14 protein-coding genes are annotated in these 17,018 nt (G+C 37.1%); 4 read left to right on the top strand and 10 right to left on the bottom strand.

Annotated elements, in window-relative coordinates; all coding sequences use genetic code 11:
- Position 1 precedes the first annotated feature (1 nt).
- The 10 genes from icmH to O1Q80_RS00605 all read right to left on the bottom strand — a co-directional run bounded on the left by icmH (position 2) and on the right by O1Q80_RS00605 (position 9,113).
- The gene (icmH, locus tag O1Q80_RS00560; protein WP_386688330.1) at positions 2 to 847 is read right to left on the bottom strand and encodes a type IVB secretion system protein IcmH/DotU; all 846 of its coding nucleotides are present in this window, start codon (positions 845 to 847) and stop codon (positions 2 to 4) included.
- Positions 844 to 2,190, bottom strand: coding sequence for a type VI secretion system baseplate subunit TssK (gene tssK / locus O1Q80_RS00565; protein ID WP_386688328.1), 1,347 nt, complete (start codon positions 2,188 to 2,190; stop codon positions 844 to 846). Before tssK ends, icmH begins: the two co-directional genes overlap by 4 nt.
- Before the next feature lie 4 nt (positions 2,191 to 2,194).
- Positions 2,195 to 2,863 carry a type VI secretion system lipoprotein TssJ gene (gene tssJ / locus O1Q80_RS00570; protein WP_386688326.1) on the bottom strand — a complete coding sequence of 223 codons (669 nt, stop codon included), beginning with the start codon at positions 2,861 to 2,863 and terminating at the stop codon, positions 2,195 to 2,197.
- A 9-nt stretch (positions 2,864 to 2,872) separates the two neighbouring features.
- Positions 2,873 to 3,715, bottom strand: a complete 843-nt coding sequence (locus O1Q80_RS00575) for a hypothetical protein (RefSeq protein ID WP_386688324.1) — start codon at positions 3,713 to 3,715, stop codon at positions 2,873 to 2,875.
- 1 nt (position 3,716) lies between these two features.
- Entirely contained in the window at positions 3,717 to 4,715 is a 999-nt protein-coding gene (tssG, locus tag O1Q80_RS00580; protein WP_386688322.1) for a type VI secretion system baseplate subunit TssG, read from the bottom strand.
- The gene (gene tssF, locus O1Q80_RS00585) at positions 4,679 to 6,439 is read right to left on the bottom strand and encodes a type VI secretion system baseplate subunit TssF (protein ID WP_386695056.1); all 1,761 of its coding nucleotides are present in this window, start codon (positions 6,437 to 6,439) and stop codon (positions 4,679 to 4,681) included. The genes tssG and tssF overlap by 37 nt, the downstream gene beginning before the upstream one ends.
- Positions 6,440 to 6,784: a type VI secretion system baseplate subunit TssE gene (gene tssE, locus O1Q80_RS00590; RefSeq protein ID WP_386695058.1), complete on the bottom strand. Its 345-nt coding sequence runs from the start codon at positions 6,782 to 6,784 to the stop codon at positions 6,440 to 6,442.
- 87 nt (positions 6,785 to 6,871) lie between these two features.
- Positions 6,872 to 8,356 carry a type VI secretion system contractile sheath large subunit gene (tssC, locus tag O1Q80_RS00595; protein ID WP_386688316.1) on the bottom strand — a complete coding sequence of 495 codons (1,485 nt, stop codon included), beginning with the start codon at positions 8,354 to 8,356 and terminating at the stop codon, positions 6,872 to 6,874.
- A gap of 11 nt (positions 8,357 to 8,367) precedes the next feature.
- A complete protein-coding gene (tssB, locus tag O1Q80_RS00600; RefSeq protein ID WP_386688313.1) occupies positions 8,368 to 8,868 on the bottom strand; it encodes a type VI secretion system contractile sheath small subunit in 501 nt (166 codons plus the stop codon).
- Between the two features lie 35 nt (positions 8,869 to 8,903).
- Positions 8,904 to 9,113, bottom strand: a complete 210-nt coding sequence (locus O1Q80_RS00605; protein WP_386695060.1) for a PAAR domain-containing protein — start codon at positions 9,111 to 9,113, stop codon at positions 8,904 to 8,906.
- A gap of 436 nt (positions 9,114 to 9,549) precedes the next feature.
- Here O1Q80_RS00605 and O1Q80_RS00610 point away from each other — a divergent pair, with 436 nt between their 5' ends.
- From O1Q80_RS00610 to O1Q80_RS00625, 4 genes are all read left to right on the top strand, one after another.
- The gene (locus tag O1Q80_RS00610; protein ID WP_386688309.1) at positions 9,550 to 10,065 is read left to right on the top strand and encodes an Hcp family type VI secretion system effector; all 516 of its coding nucleotides are present in this window, start codon (positions 9,550 to 9,552) and stop codon (positions 10,063 to 10,065) included.
- Between the two features lie 438 nt (positions 10,066 to 10,503).
- Entirely contained in the window at positions 10,504 to 12,573 is a 2,070-nt protein-coding gene (locus tag O1Q80_RS00615) for a type VI secretion system Vgr family protein (protein WP_386695062.1), read from the top strand.
- A 66-nt stretch (positions 12,574 to 12,639) separates the two neighbouring features.
- Positions 12,640 to 14,040 carry a DUF4123 domain-containing protein gene (locus O1Q80_RS00620; RefSeq protein ID WP_386695063.1) on the top strand — a complete coding sequence of 467 codons (1,401 nt, stop codon included), beginning with the start codon at positions 12,640 to 12,642 and terminating at the stop codon, positions 14,038 to 14,040.
- Positions 14,027 to 17,017 (top strand): toxin VasX, encoded by a 2,991-nt coding sequence (locus O1Q80_RS00625; RefSeq protein WP_386695065.1) that lies wholly within the window; start codon positions 14,027 to 14,029, stop codon positions 17,015 to 17,017. Before O1Q80_RS00620 ends, O1Q80_RS00625 begins: the two co-directional genes overlap by 14 nt.
- Position 17,018: the final 1 nt, after the last annotated feature.

Consider the following 17,018-nt stretch of genomic DNA (forward strand, 5'->3'; position numbering starts at 1 on the left):
ATTACTGCAATATTAGATTAATGTTCTCAATAATTTCGGATGAAGATAAATTCAGTAATACGCTGTAAACTATATACACTACAATAAAAAATGCACCTGCACTCCAAAATAGATATTTAATCGAAATAGGTTTTTCAACCGAATAATCTTCTTCGTAAACATGAAATTTATTATTTCTGAAGTAATCTGTTCCACGGATTGGTCTTAATGTTTTTTGTAGTTTAACTAGAGTATTCTGAATATTTTCTTTACCATGTGGCTTGTCAGCATATTGTCCTTGAAAACCTAATGCTAAACAAACATAGATAAATTCTAATAATTCATAATATTTTTCGGGTTCAAGCATTGTACGTGATAGAATAGAATAAAATTTTTCCCCTCCCCAAGTTTCGTTATGGAAATAAGCGAGTAAAGAACGTTCGCCCCACATCGAATATTTACCCCAAGGCGTTCCCATAATAGCTTCGTCAATAAACGTACACAGGCAATAGCGAAAAGAAAGTTGAAATGCACTATTATACTCAAGCATTTTTACTTTTTCTGAAATTGCAATAATCTCATTTTGCATACGTTTATAAAGTGTTGATATTTCATCAAATTGAGTGATTTTTTTGGCTCGTAACGCCACGCCCAACAATGGATTAGCCAACTCTATCAATGGATTGTAAGTCTCCGTTTCTAATTTGAAATCATAGTCTATATCAAGATCCGTTTGTGAAACTTGTTCGTAAAGGAGATCTTCTTTTTCCTTGATAATCGGCACGCTTGTAGTGATATTAATGCCTTCTACCGCCATATTGGTTGATGTCGAAGGATTATAGAATCGTATTAATTCGTTTTGTTTCATACGAGAGTTCCTCTAACAGCCCAGAATTCAATTTCTAAATCAGGATAATGACCTGTAACATGAAAACCGAATCCAGAAGATGCCACCATATTGTCCCAATATTGAGATGTTTTATCTAATTGGAAATAAACAAACCCTGCGTGATAAGGTAAATAGCGAGGTACGACCGCCAATGCTTGCAATGGAATACCTGGTAACTGCAAATGAATGAGTTTATTAATTTGCTCAATGCTTGAAATTTTCGTTTGATGAGCAAATTGTGTTCTCAGTGTATCCAACGGTAAGTGTGCTTTCACAGCGATAATAAATTCAGCGTTATCATAAAGTGAGCTATCTTTTACTTGTGCGGTGTAAATGCCATATTGATGTGCAACAACTGGCAATGGCAACGCTTTTGCACTGCTTACAACACTAAGATATGATTTTACTGTGGCATAAAGCGGTTCTAATGAGAGATGCGGTGTTTCATGAATATAATCATAGAAACTATCGGCAACACGTTCTTCAAGCACGAATGTGGCAAGTTCACTATGTAGTGATGCCAATAATTCATACGCTTTGACTGGATGTGCTGTTGATGATTTTGTCAATGACTTAAATAAAGGGAGTACCCGATTTAAACTTAATAGCATCAAAAAATCGTTTACATCTGCTACACCTGATTGCTCGGGGCTGCTCATTCTTGTTGCAATACTTTTTGCACGTAATGATATTAAGTCAGCCAATTCAAGGAGTTTTGACATGAATTTTGGCAAGGCTTGAATATTCAATGCTGCAGGATAAAATTCTTCATCTAAAATAACTTGATTTTCAAGGCTGATATCTTTAATGCGGGCAACTGGTAAAATCGCATAATTGCTTAAATCTTCTGTTTCCAATTTAAGGAAATATTTATTTTTGATTAGCTCCAGTTGAGCATAATCACCCGACTCGCTATGTGTATCTTTCACTTCCGAGAAAAATAATTTGCCACGGAAATCGGTTAATGATTGAGTATCTACATCATATTTTACTTCAGTACTACCTTCAATATGTAAAGGTAAGCATAAATAAATGACTTTTCCGATAGATGAAGTTTCCACTTTAAGCGGAGATGGTAAATCTTCAGTAACGGGTAAATGAAAGAATGAAGCGTCAGGCATTACACCTTTACATTCAGCAAGGGATATTTTGCCCAAAGAAAGGTGATGTAATTCAAAAGACAATTTCTCAAAACCAAAATTGAACGCATTAATATCTAATAATTGTTTTAATTGGTCTGAGAAAAAACGACTTTCTTGCTGAAAGTGATGGGGGCGTATAAACAACCCCTCTTTCCACAATACGCGATTTGTTATTGCCATGGAATTAATTATCCTTGTGAATTTCTACTTTAGAATCTAATACGCGGATTAATAATGGATAGTTGTCACCGCCTTTAGGTTTTACTTGCACGATACCTTTCCATTTACGGTTCTCATAGTTATTGTAGAGTGCAACAACACCGATATAATGTGTTTTTTCATTTAATGCTTCGGTATCAACAAATCTAAATTGGTTTGGTGCAACGATTAAATCAATATTGGATATGTAAGTTTTTCCTAAACTATCAGAAAAGTCATTACCTCTGAAATCATCATAGGAATTGCTTAAAAATACTGATTTATCCGTTAATTGGAATACTTTTAGCATGACTGGTGTTGCACGATAATCGGGTTTACCGATTTCTTGTTCAATTACCTGATTCTCAGTAGAGCTACTTGCATTTACATTTTTACCATATGTTATTTTGGTCAGTTTTGGTTTGCTTTGTTCGGGAACAACAGTGAATCCTTCACCAGAAAATTCTGCATTTTCTTCATTAGTAGCAGGCATGTCATCTTTATCCGAATAGACGTTGATATTGGCACGATCTGTTGCATAAATGGACAGTGAATAAGTTGAGGGTTTAGCAAGTCTAGGGTTGGTCTTCAGTTCATTTGAGGAACAGCCAAGAAGAGCTGTAGTCATTAGTATTAATAAACATTTAATTTTCATAATAGTTCTTTATTTGTGGTTAATAAAAAATAATGGATCTACGATATTTGTGATATCAAGATCTGGCTTTTTTGCACTGTTGGATAGTGCGGTCAATTTTGATGGAGTTTTTTCTGTATCTTCTACATCATCAAACTCGGCATCAAAAAATTCTGGTTGCATCGGTTCTTTTATATTATAGTTAATAACAAATGGCTCATAAGACTCAATATTTGTATTGATATATTCATTTATTGGTTTCTGGTAATGCCCATCATGAATAGAATTTAATGGATCATATTGAGCTAATATGTCTTCTGCATTTTCATCTTTGATTTCATTTTCTAATAATGCTAAGGGATCTAGTGTATCGTATCCAGTACCAATATCCAAGAGTGTATAAGTACTATTTTTTTCATTAAAATCAGATAACTCACTTAGTTGATAGGGTTGATCTGATGAGAGTAATGTTGAATTATCTCCAGTGGTAACAATGCCGTATAAATCATCTTGTAAATTAACATTGTCACTTCTATCCGTATAAACTTTTGCTCTTAAGTCGTAATTTTTAACTGAGATCGTGTCTCCATCTTTTAATTGAATGATGCCGTTTTGAGATAGCGAATTTTGTGAACCGTTGATAAAAATATGTGAGCTGCGTGCAATTAAGCAAAAATGCGATTGATAAAATATTATTTCAAATTCAATCTCATCAATGTTATTTTTAAGATTATTGATATACCAATCAGCATGTTTTGCTGAACCAACAAATCCGCCGTTTTCATTAAATTGATGGCGTGGGAAAGTACCTTTTTCTAGCATAGATGCACTGGTAACCATTAATAAAAGACGATGAGCTAAATTCTCTCTCATACTATGCCTGTCCTGTAATTGTTACTTTTTCCATTTGTATCCTTTTGGCTGGATCGGCATTTAATAATGTACTCCAACCAAGAAAACTAGATTGCTCATTTCCTAACACAAAATTTGATTGTGCTTTCGGGTGTAACCCTAAACAAATATCATACGGTAACTGATCTTTTAATAAAAAACGGATAATTTGTTTTAATTCTTTATATTTTTTTCCTGTAGGTAGAAATCGTTGAAATTGTTCAGTATCCAGATTATGGAAATTAATCTTAAATTTATTAGTAAATGAAGTAATGACATGACCAATGACAAAATCATCGCCTAATTTCATATTCTTACTACCTAATTGATTACACTGTTCTTTATCAATGGTAATCAGTTGACGTTCATGTTCGTCTATAGTAACGGTTTCTAAGCCAAAGTAATGCTGAATAATTTCTGCAATGACTTTTGCCGTTCGTACATTAGACTGAATAATGCCAATGTAAAATAATAATTTACTCCAGTCTATATCAATAGACACAATATGTTTGCTATTTACGCCGATTAGTCCCAGAATTTTTTGAGAGAACTCATCGGATACATTTTTTTTAAACTGAATATAATATTTATATTTTCGCCAAATTGAATGTAGTAGCACAATTAAGTGGTGATTAAAGAAATCTAAGTATGTGGTTTTAATTTTTTCTTGGTTATGTGATTCGTAAGCAATTTCATTTAAGACAAAACCTGGTAATGGACCGCTTGCACCTTGTAATCCCAAGAAATTCACTGCAATATCAATTTGTGTTTGTATGCCTTTTTCAATAATCTGAATTTTTTCCACGTCGCTGGTTGGAAAATTGATTTGTGGATTACTGGAAAACTGAAACAGCGATTCTTCCATAAGTTGACTTTCAAAGTTTTCAATATCAACACTGTATTTTTTCGCTAAAATTTCAATTAGCTGATAAAAGCTAAAATCGATTAAACGATCTGTTGTAGTGCTACTTTGCGATCCCATTTAAACGTCTCATTATTACTGCTGTTGATGACAACTAATTCGTGAAAGGAATTAATCGTGCCGTATAATCGGAAGAATTCAGCCAGTATGGTACTAAATAAAAATACTTCCCCCTCACATAAAAATTCATCGCCATCAATTTCAAGTATAGATTTCAATCCACGATACACTACGCCTTTAATCATTCTATCCACTGGACAAGTTTCAATTTTTTTTATTGCATCTAAGCGTTTTTTTGTTCTTCGCTCCGATTGCAAGTCGTAGATAGCATTAAAATCATAGGCAAGCAATACTTCCTTTAAAATGTCCAGATTGCTTAACGACACATAATTTAAAGAAAGGTTAGATATTAATTGCCACTGCAATGTACCACCCAAAGACGGACGAATAGTTTCGCAAGGGCGTGTAATATTCTCAAAGGTAATGTACGATGGTGTATCTTGTGACGGAATGCAAATATCACCAATACCTAAAGATTCAGGTAAATTTTTGTTGGTACAAGTCAAATTTAGAGAAATGGTTTCTCTCTCTTTCTTTTGGATTTCATCGCCTCGAGATACAAAGGAAATGTAATGATTGTAACCATTTTCTTCTAAATTTTCTTCCAAGCTGGCTTTGTAAAAAACTGATTCTTGTGTATCAATCGCACCATGGGAAAAAGACTCAAATCTAGCATATTCACATAAACGGCTTTCTTGTCCAACATATTTGGTTAATTTTGTACCAGTGACGCAGTTAATATCAAAAATCTCAAAATGAGATCGATTTAGCCCAGATGGAATAACGGGATAATCAGTTCTTTTTCCGTCTAAATTGATCGGAATACCGTCATGAGGGAATAAGTTAATAATCGGTGAACAATAAAGAGTAAAATCCGTTTTATCCAAGGTTAAATCTTTAGGTAATGGACGATTAAAACGGAATAGTAATTTAAACTCACCTTCTGGCATATTATTAAGGTATCGATGTAAATTCTTTAATTTAAAGAAATAGAATTTTTTAGGGAAAAAGAAAAATTCTTGTACTAATCTATAACCTTCAAAGGTATTTCTAGGATAGGGAAGAAGGTTATCTGAATTCTCCAATCCTTGACTTTGAATACAATCCAGAGGCAATATAATCTCTTTATTTCCCGCTTTAACGCTAATCTTATCTAAGTAATTAAACAGCCATTGGTAGCAAGTCAAAGCATTGTAATCACTACCTGATAAGTAAAACGATAGCTCGTCACATTGCAAAGACGCAAAATCAGTTTCAGAAATATTTTCTAATTGTAATTCAATGATCGATGATTTTGATGTAACATTGGATTCGACCAAATTTAATACAATAGGGTAAATAGCTACATCCATGGTAGTTTGAAAACGACAAGCGGTTCCATCAACAGATTTGGATGAAACAAAGGTGCCTTTCGGGATCACATGTTTTGTTGTGATCGCACGTTCTTTTGGACTAAAACGAAGAATGGCACTACTTGGTAATGGTCGTAAATAATTCGGCCAAAGCAACTGAATCATAGATTGAGTTAATTCAGGAAAACTGTCTCGAATTTTTTCTTTTAAACGTGCGGTCAAAAAAGCGAACGATTCTATAATACGCTCCGCTTCTGGATCAATAATTTCATCGGCTAAAAAGCGAGAAAGATGAGGATGGATCTTGGAAAAGTATTTCCCATCTTTCTTCAAGAAATCTAACTCAGCCCTAAAAATTTCCTTTAAAGACATTTAAATAACTCTAAACTTTTTATTGGCACTATCTAAAATAATATTTAATTCAGTTAATTCATTTTTTTGTTTTAACAAAACAATACAAGTGATCCTAAAATTAAGTTGTAATACATCGTAAGGATCGGGGATGTATTCAATACGAGAGATTTTTACTCTCGGCTCATATTTGTCAATATTAAATCGAATATCGGCAATAATAGCCTGACTCAAACTGCGTGTAGTTGCAGTTGAATCATTAAAATCTTTCAAGCCAAAATCGGGTGCACACAATGTACACCCTTGTCTTGAATTTAATACTAATTCAATGTTTTTTTTCACCGAACGAATTACTTCATCTACCACTTGGTGAGGTGTCTTCCGTACAATCGAAACAGTATTATTGGAAACGGTAGTTAAATGATTCCAAAAGCTCACAATAAATCAAACCGTCTATTTATCTTCTAAGTCCAAACGTCCTACGAGAGATAAATCGAAACTTGCTCCCATGTATTTAAAATGCGGACGTACAGATAGTGACACTTTATACCAACCTGGTTCGCCTTCCACATTAGAAACCGTGACTTTCGCTGCTCGCAACGGACGACGACTGCGTACTTCAGCTGGTGGATTTTCTTGGTCAGATACGTATTGTTTTAACCATACATTTAATTCACGTTCAAGATCTTGACGTTCTTTCCATGAACCAATTTGTTCACGTTGCAACACTTTCAAATAATGAGCTAGGCGATTCACAATGAACATATAAGGTAGTTGCGTACCAAGACGATAATTAGTTTCCGCTAATTTACCTTCTTCCGTATTCGGGAAACGTTTCGGCTTTTGGATTGAGTTTGCTGAGAAGAATGCGGCATTATCACTGCCCTTACGCATTGTTAATGGAATAAAACCTTCATCTGCTAATTCAAATTCTTTGCGATCGGTAATTAACACCTCAGTTGGAATTTTTGCTTGTAATTGACCAAATGATTCAAATAAATGAACAGGCAAATCTTCTACGGCACCACCACTTTGCGGACCGATAATATTTGGACACCAACGATATTTTGCGAAACTATCAGTAATTTTTGATGCCATTAAAAAAGCAACGTTACTCCATAGGTAATTATCATGCTCGCCTGAAATGGTTTCGCGATAATTAAATGTTTTTGTTGGATTTTCTACTGGATCATAAGGTAAACGAGATAAAAAACGTGGCATGGTTAATGCGAGATATTTCGAATCTTCAGATTCACGTAATGCACGCCATTTCGCATAACGAGGACCTTCAAAAATATCTTTTACTTCTTTGATTTCAGCAAGTGAAGCATAGCTGTCTAAACCGAAAAATTCAGGTCCCGCAGCCGAAATAAACGGAGCATGAGACATTGCACCGACAGAAGACACATATTGTAATAATTTGATATCTGGTGATGATGGTGTAAAAGTATAGTTACCAATAATTGATGCCACTGGCTCGCCACCAAATTGACCATAGTTTGCAGAATAAACGTGTTTATATAAGCTGCTTTGTGTAATATCTGTGGCAAATTCAAAATCATCAAGTAATTCGTCTTTGGTTACATTTAAGATTTCGATTTTAATATTTTCACGGAAATCGGTACGATCGACCAAAAGTTTCAAACCACGCCATGCAGATTCAAGTTCTTGTACCTTTTCATTATGCAAAATTTCATCTACTTGATGACCAATTTTCTCATCAAGTTGCACGATCATTTCATCAATCAAATTCTTATTAACTACGGTATCGGCATTGTCGCTTTTTAACATTTCGGAAATAAATTCGGCAACACCACGTTGTGCAATACCATAATCCTCGTTCTCTGGTTTAAAACGAGTTTGTTCCAATACTTGGTCAAGCAAACTGATTGTTTGAGCTTGTTGTTGTGACTGAGTTGATTGTTTTTCAGCTGTCATATTTCTTCCTACTATTTTTCACTATCTAAAATAATAGCTAATTCTTTTTCTAACGATTCTCTTGCATCTTTATTTGCAATTAACTCCTGCAATTTATTACGGAACGCAGGAATATTACCCATCGGACCTTTTAATGCTAAAAGTGCTTCACGTAATTCCAATAATTTATTTAATTGCGGAACTTGTTTCGCAATATTGTCAGGATTGAAATCTTCAATACTTTCAAATTTCAAGTTCACGCTAAGATCTTGATCTTTCGTATCGTCTTCCAAGCGATTAGGAACCGTCACGTCAATACTTAATTCAGATTGTTTCATCACCGCATCAAATGTATGTTTATCAATAGACACGGTTTCTCTTTCTTCTAAGCTCGTTTCTTCTGGGGTACCTTTGAAATCACCAGTTACTAATAATTTTAATGGTAATTCCACTTCGCTTTGTTGATCACCTGTTGCAGGTGTGTATTTAATATTAATTCGCTCTTTTGGTGCGACTGAACCATTTTTTGACATAGAAAGATCCTCTTTATATGAAATGAAAAAATAAATTAGCCAATGATTGTTAAACTATCATCACCTTCAACAATAACCCCACCATGTTTAGTAGAGCTACCCGTAATTGCAACTGGAATACCATTAATGGTAAATAAGCTACTTCCTATTGTAATAATATCTACACTATTGCCACATTGGCATTTATCTCCAACAATAGCAACAGGTACACCATTAATGGTCGGACGATTAGTGCTTTCAACCATGATATTTCCACTGGTATGTTTTGGACAGGTGCTTTTGTGTCCATGTAATGCAATTTTTGCCATCTTCTTATTTCTCAGATTTACAAATAATCTAAATTATCGCGATTATAACTCTCTGTAATGTAAAAGAAAACAAAAAATTGATTTTTTAAATAAAATTGAATAATTTAATATCACAATGTTCACAACATTGTGATTAACGGAGTTCTTAAAAGGTTTTTCAGGACTCTAAGGTCGGATATTTAATCTTTAATTTTTTTATCAAAAAATGGAATTTTGGCAATTTTTTGCCAAAAAAATGAAAAAAGATGGAAATTTTGAAAAAAACTTTTTGAAAGGAATTTTTTGCTTGTTATAGTTAGCTCGTCTTTAAGAAGACGGTAAAATATTTTAAATAACCAAATCAAATAATGATGAAAAAATTAGGAGAATACCTATGCCAACACCAGCGTTTATCTCAATCGAAGGTAGTAACCAAGGCAATATCACAGCCGGTGCATTTACTGAAGATTCAGTAGGTAATGTATATGTTGAAGGTCATGAAAATGAAATCATGGCACAAGCAATCAGCCATATTGTGACTGTACCAACGGATCCACAATCAGGTCAACCGTCAGGTCAACGTGTACATCAAGCATTCAAATTCACTTGTGCATTAAACAAAGCTGTGCCGTTAATGTATAATGCTCTAGCGTCAGGTGAAATGTTACCAAAAGTAGAAATTACATGGTTCCGTACATCAATTGACGGTCGTCAAGAAGAATTCTTCTCCACAGTCTTGGAAGATGCCGTAATCGTTGATATGAACTTAGTAATGCCAAATGCACAAGATCCGAACAACGCGCCTTATACTCAGCTATTAGAAGTAAGCATGAGTTACCGTAAAATCAACTGGGATCACACAATTTCTGGTACATCAGGTTCTGATGACTGGCGTAAACCACAAGTTTGATTTCTATGATTTAACGACTATGAAAACCCCGAGCCTATCTTGGGGTTTTTGTATTTAAATTTGATGGAAAAAATGAGGTAATAGTCATACCGCAAATTTAGATACAATGCTGAAGGATGTAATGTAAAAACAAATGGATAACAGTTTTGAGGTACTAAATATAATAATCGGATTGATTAAAGTGCGGTAAGTTCTGAAACTATTTTCCAAATGATACAACTTATGTGTAAAATATAGTAGCTCATTATTAGGAATTTTATGCATAAACAAACGAATGACGGAATCCCAAATGATTACGATCCTGAAAAAAAACAAACAATTGATATAAATGAGAAAGAATAATTCCCAAAAACTTTCAAAAAAATCGACCGCACTTTTAGTCGATCTTCCTAAAAGGGCAGTTTAAACACAAAAAATTTTGAACATAAGGAAACCCCGATGGCAGTCCAATCCACTTACCGCTATAGCCTAACCTTAAATCACCCCACAGAATTTGATGTGGTCAGTTTTGTCTTAACAGAAGGACTTTCTCGCCCATTTCGGCTGGAACTTGAACTCGCCAGTTTTGATGCCTCGCCCTCTTTTGCTGAGATTTTAGATAACACCGCCACCCTCACTTTCTGGCAAGGTAATTTGCCTGTGCGTTATGTCAATGGGATTGTCACCTCTTTTATTCAGGGAGAAACAGGGTTTTCCCGTACTCGCTATAAAATGGTGATTGAGCCTAATTTAGTGCGAGCCAGTCTTCAAGCAGATAATAAAATCTTCCAACAACAAACGAGCGAAACGATTATTCGTACTTTACTCAGTAAAAACCACGTTTCTCAAGTCCAATTTCATCTCTCTGAATCCTATTGGCAACGGGAATACTGCGTCCAATACCGAGAAACGGATTTAGCCTTTATTGAACGTTTGGCAGCGGAAGAAGGTTCGTATTACTATTTTGAACATAGCGCGGATAAGCACTGTTTACACTTTGCTAATAACACCGCCTTATCAGAACAAAAAGGTGAATTACGGTATAACCCCGTGCCAGCAGGCGAACGTCCAGAGCCTGCCTTATGGCATTGGGCGTATGAAGCAAAACTCAGCACCAGTCAGCAAACCTTACGTGATTACACGTTTACCCACCCCCGTTATCATCAAGAGCATAAAGCCTTAAACACTCAACCCTCGGTATTAGGTGAAAACTTGGCACAAGCGAGTTATGAAAAATATGACTATCCGGGACGATATAAACAAGATGCACAGGGTGAACCGTTTAGCCGTTACCGTTTAGAATACGAACGCCGAGAAGCGGAAGTGGCAATAGCCAATGGCGATGATTTACGAGTAATACCGGGTTATCGTTTTAGCTTAAACGGTCATCCGAGAAATCACTTTAACCAAAGCTGGTTAATCGTTGAAGTAGAACATCGGGGTTATCAACTGGGTATTCTGGAAGAAGAAGCGGGTGAACAAGGTAACCGCTATGAAAACCGTATCAAGCTGATACCCTGCCAAACCCAATGGCGACCTACGCCACAACCAAAACCACGCGTGGATGGACCGCAGATTGCCCATGTGGTGGGTCCTGCGGGAGAAGAGATTTACTGTGATGAATGGGGACGGGTAAAAATCCAGTTTCCTTGGGACAGAGAGGGACGAGAAGATGAAAACAGCTCTTGCTGGGTCCGAGTGAGTCAGGCGTGGGCGGGAACACAGTTTGGTAATATAGCGATTCCACGTATTGGACATGAAGTGATAGTGGACTTTTTAGAGGGAGACCCTGACCAACCGATTATCACCGGCAGAACTTACCACAGCACCACAGAACCCCCGTATAATCTACCAGAGCATAAAACTCGGATGAGTATTAAATCCAAAACCCATAAAGGCAGTGGATTTAACGAATTACGTTTTGAAGATGAGAAAGGGCGAGAAGAAATCTTTCTCCATGCAGAAAAAGACCAAAACAATGTAGTCAATCATGATGAAAGCACGCAAATTGGCAATGACCGTACAGAGCAGGTGGGACATGATGAGGTGATTAATATTGGTAATAATCGTACGGAAACTGTGGGGGTAGATGAAAGGTTAACTGTGGGGCAAGACCAAACTAACCATATTCAACGCAACCGTACAACTAAAATTGAGAAAGATGAGATTTTAAATGTGGGTAACTGTTTAAGTGTAGATGTATATGCCAACCAAAAAGTCCATAACGGTGGCAATCATCAACATACTATTAGCCGTGATAGTTTAAATAAAGCTGGACAAACATTAAAACATCATAGTAAAAATATCGAAACCACAGGTACAAGTGAAGTGAAAGTTTTGGGTAAGGCTGGAACAGTTGTAATTGACGGATCAGGTATTACATTAAAAGGTAAAGTAACGATTAAAGGCAGCCTTAAAATCATCGGCGGAAGTCCTGAGTCACCAAAAGTATTATCTTTTGTGGCTAATGATGCACAAACTGTATGTGAAGTTTGTGAGGCATTGAAAAATAAAAAAGTCGAACAATAAACCAACTTTATTATCTCCGAACGATCTATAACTCGTTTGAGTATAATTATTTAAAAGGAAACCCCTATGTCATCAGTCTGGATACAAACAGGCTATTGCCTTGCACAAAGTGAAGTATCATCTGAATACCAAACCGAAAAACCAGTAGCGTTAATTTCTTATGCCAATAGCAAAGAAGAATTTGAACAACGTGTAGCAGTCGGTTTGCAAAAGCAGACTTACCGTTTTCGTACACAGTTGGCACCCTTGCCAATGAATACATTTTTTGAACGGCATGGTAAAGCTTGGTTGATTCACTCCGCTCGGGATTTAACCGAAAACGAAGTGCGTATGATTGATTTAGGTGAAAGTGAACAAAAATTGGTATTGTCCGACACTAATTATGTGCTTTGCCATCAAATTAAACCCGTCCAGTTGCTTGACCGTCAATTTGAGCGTTACCCAAATCTGTTTGCCCCCGATGAGATTTCAAAACTGCTTTTTCCCGATGTAGATATTCCAGCAGATATGTTTCAAATAGGCTGGGAGAAATGGCAGCAACCCACTTTTCCTGCCCCAAAGTTTGATGAAAAAACGTATCAAAAAGACACCGCAGTTTTTGGTGAACCGTTACCACCGTTAAAATGCTATGTAATTTTAGATAGCAATAAATACCCATTCTTGCGACCTGAACGTTTTTCCTGTCGTATTGAGAACTTATTCCAAGGGGAATTTGCCAAAGAAACCGAGAAAGTTGCCCCTTATTTAGTGGAAGTCATACCTTATGACGAAAGCCAACGACCAGGTGAGTTAATGGGGCTTTTCAGTGAAACTCGCCCAACCAATAACTTTAACTGGGCAGACCAATCGGTGATTTTTATTCACTCTCGTTATGACTTTGACACGGTATTACACCACTTCCGCCATTTTCCGATGATGAAAGACGAAAACGACAAATGGTTCTTCTTCCGTTTCTACGACCCAAAAGTACTACGTGAATACCTTGCAGTGATTGCCAAAAGTCCTGAAAAACTGAGTAAATTCTTTGGCTATGATAAGCGAATTATCCATGCGTTCGGTTCAGGTATTGATGACAGTTTTAATTATTATCAGCTTAAAGCCCTGCCAGAAGAAACGGTGCCTGCCAAAATTATGTTGGCAAAATGGGAAGTGGATGGATTTGAAGAGCAGAAATGGCTGGAAACAAGAGAAAACATGGTGGAATATATTTTAGCAACCTACCCGCAGATTTTCTCTCTACAAGAACGGGAACAATTAATTAAAAATCTGGACGAAGCCGAAAGCAAAGGCTACATTTATGAAACAGCAATCGTACAATATGCTGTAGCCAAACAAAGTGCGGTGAAAAATGGAAAAGATTTTGCCACCTTGGAGAAACAATTAATACAACAGATTTCCGCACCGTTAGACCGTGCGACAGAATTATTTAACCGATTAAAAATAGAGCAATCAAATGACCAACAATAAAAAACCATATAAACCACAGGCAAAACCTGCCAAAGAAGTGGTTGCCCGTTGCCAAAAAGGCATTCATATTTATCCAGCAAGACTTGCCTTGACGGAAAACGCATTTGAGAAGATTAAACATTCAGGGAACGCCCCAAAACTGCCTGAGGGCATTCCGCAGACTGGGGATGATTATGATTTACGCCGTTTGGGTGATGGTTTTGTGTATATTTTGGCGGTCGATGCCGAAGTGGAGGGCTGTTTTAGAATCAGTTCGAAAGCCATCGGCGGTCAGGCTTGGTATATCTACCGTTATCGTTCAAAAGATGTGGATTTTAACCTACACAACGATGCTTTTGGGATAAACTATGCCTTTACGTTTATAGATAATTATGAAACTGGCTATACCAATAAAGTCATATTACCGACACCTTATATCGAACTCAATGAAGCGATTGAGAATGCTTATTTTATGTTCAGCGATACTGCACTGCCGATAAGTCTGTTAAGAAAAATCGAAACAGATGCGACGGTAAGAATGCATTGGATGAAACATATTCAGCTCAGAAATCCGCAAGGTAGTACCATTGATATTACCACCTTACAGCAGACGGTGAAAGATTTCTCGCCTCAAACCAAAATGATGACAGATAAATCATTAACCGATAACGCCTACCGTTTTACCCCGATTGGCAAACCGCAAAACTGGGAAAGTATGGTCAATCAACTCACCCATGGCAAAGGGGTGATTGTGGCATTGGAAGACCCTGTGGGGACGGCACGGGATTTATCTGGTTATCACCTATATTTGGCGGCACAGCGTGAAATGACATTGGCAAAATATGAATATGCCATTTCAACTGCACGGATTCTTGATGCCCACGCATTACACAAATACAAACAAGCAGTCAAAGCGTCATGGGATAATCTCGCACCAACTAATGCAGAATTGAGTGATTTGGGTTTACCGACAGTAGAGCCAGCCCCTATTAAATTTTCCAAACTGTATAAAAAAGTTTTTTCAGATTACCTGAAAGCGGAGCATTTAACCGACAACGGGGATACCGATGTACTGAACGTGTTAAAGACAGAGCTACAACTTGAAGACGAGTTCCCTGGCATCAATGCTATTAACAAAATGGCGTATATGCCGACGCGTTTCGGTGTGGCGTTTAAACATCTGGTGAACGCCCACAGTGCCTTTATTGAAACCCAACGTAATAAACTGAATGTGCTACATAGCCTGTATGAAAGCAATGCACAAGACCGTGAGGCAGCAGACGTTTGGTGTTATTATATGCACGGTCTTCTTTACGGTTTAGACATTTCGCCTTATGGACGAAATGCACTCATTGCCGCATTACCGATTCCCGACGGTTCACCGTTTAAAGCTCCGCCTTATGCACAAGAAGCACCTTCTGCGGTAGAGTCATTAAAGAAATACTTATCGGATTTCACTAAAGCTTTGGGTTCACTAGAAAAAGTAGCAAAAGCAGGTTACTTGAATATTGCCAGCTATGACTTAATGATTGAAATGCTGATTGATAAAATTTATGTACGCTATGCCAATAGCAGCCATAAAGGCTATATCGGCAAACCGTTTAGCGTACCACAAACTATTCAGGCAACCTATCAGGTAAAATTGAATACAAAAGAGATTGAGAAAATTCTACCCTCTCATCGTAGTCAGGCAGCTGTGCCGAAACAGGTGAAAGCATTGCAGGAAACTATCCGTTCGGTGAAACATGAGGCAGTACCTAGACAATACGGTCTATTTCAGGTTACCGAAGGGCTTGCTGGGTTAAATAAGGCGTTAAGCGTATCAGTAGTATTAGGCTTTTTTGTACAAAACAAGGCGGAAACCGAATTGGGGAAACTGGGCAATGACCCGTTTTTAGCTTCTCTTCAAGTAATTGCCAGTATGTATGCACCGAAAAGCGGTTTAGAACGCCATACTTCACAAGCCTTAAGCGAACTTGAACAGTTGACTGCACAGAAAAGTCTGCAACAGAGCAAATGGATAAGTTATTTTGAACAGAAAGGTGCGGGGTCGGTACTAACCCGTATTCGCAATGCGGTCATTAACGTGAATACGGCATTGGCGGGGGTGGGAGCGATGTTCGAATATTTTAATTGGGTGGAAGCCAATTATAAAAGTGATGAAGTGGGCAAAACATCGGCACTGTTGAGTATGGGCGGTGGTTTAGCGATTGATGGGGCGATTGGTACGTTAGGTGTGTTGGCGGGGACTTCTGCCTTATCTGCTGGCACCCTGACGTTATTAACGGGGTTGTCTTATGCCACTTTGGGGATTGGTATTGTGCTAATTACCATTGCGATTATTTATAATCAATTTGCACCAGAAGAGATTGAGCTATGGGCGAAGAATGGGTTTTGGGGCAATAGCCCTAATTATTGGGGCGAGCCTGATCAGAAGAAAGCGTATGAGTGGACTAAACAACGTCCAAAACTATTTAAAGAAGACATTTTTGACAGAAGTTTATTTACTTATACGACAAATGGACAATTAAATGAAACCCCAGTTGTCAATTACTACCATATAGAAATGCAACGTTACTTAAAATCCGTAGCAGAAGTCGTGGTAACTTTAGATAGCAGCAATCCACGTAAAATATTAGTGAGTTACCCTGGGATTTATACCGAACAAGACGCACAAGCGATTCGCATTGATATACTGGTAGGCTATGCCAAAAATGTGAAGCAGGTTTATCCCAGTTATGAAAACTGGCGGTTGGATTTAGAAAAAGAGAAAATCCATATTGTAACGGCATTTGAGCGAGAGGGATTGGCAAGTTTAACTATTCAAGATGAGCATTTGCCTTATATGAACTTCACTACCTATTCGGACGAGGTGGACAGTGGCACCATCCGTTATGAAGAATTACTTACCCTTCGCGTGCAAGTGAGTGTGCCGAATTATTCGGGTAATAAATACCGTAAAAAATCGCGATTTACTAATTTGGTGTTAAAAAAATAAT

It is taken from the genome of Lonepinella sp. MS14435, assembly GCF_042485795.1.
Taxonomy (GTDB): Bacteria; Pseudomonadota; Gammaproteobacteria; order Enterobacterales; family Pasteurellaceae; genus Lonepinella.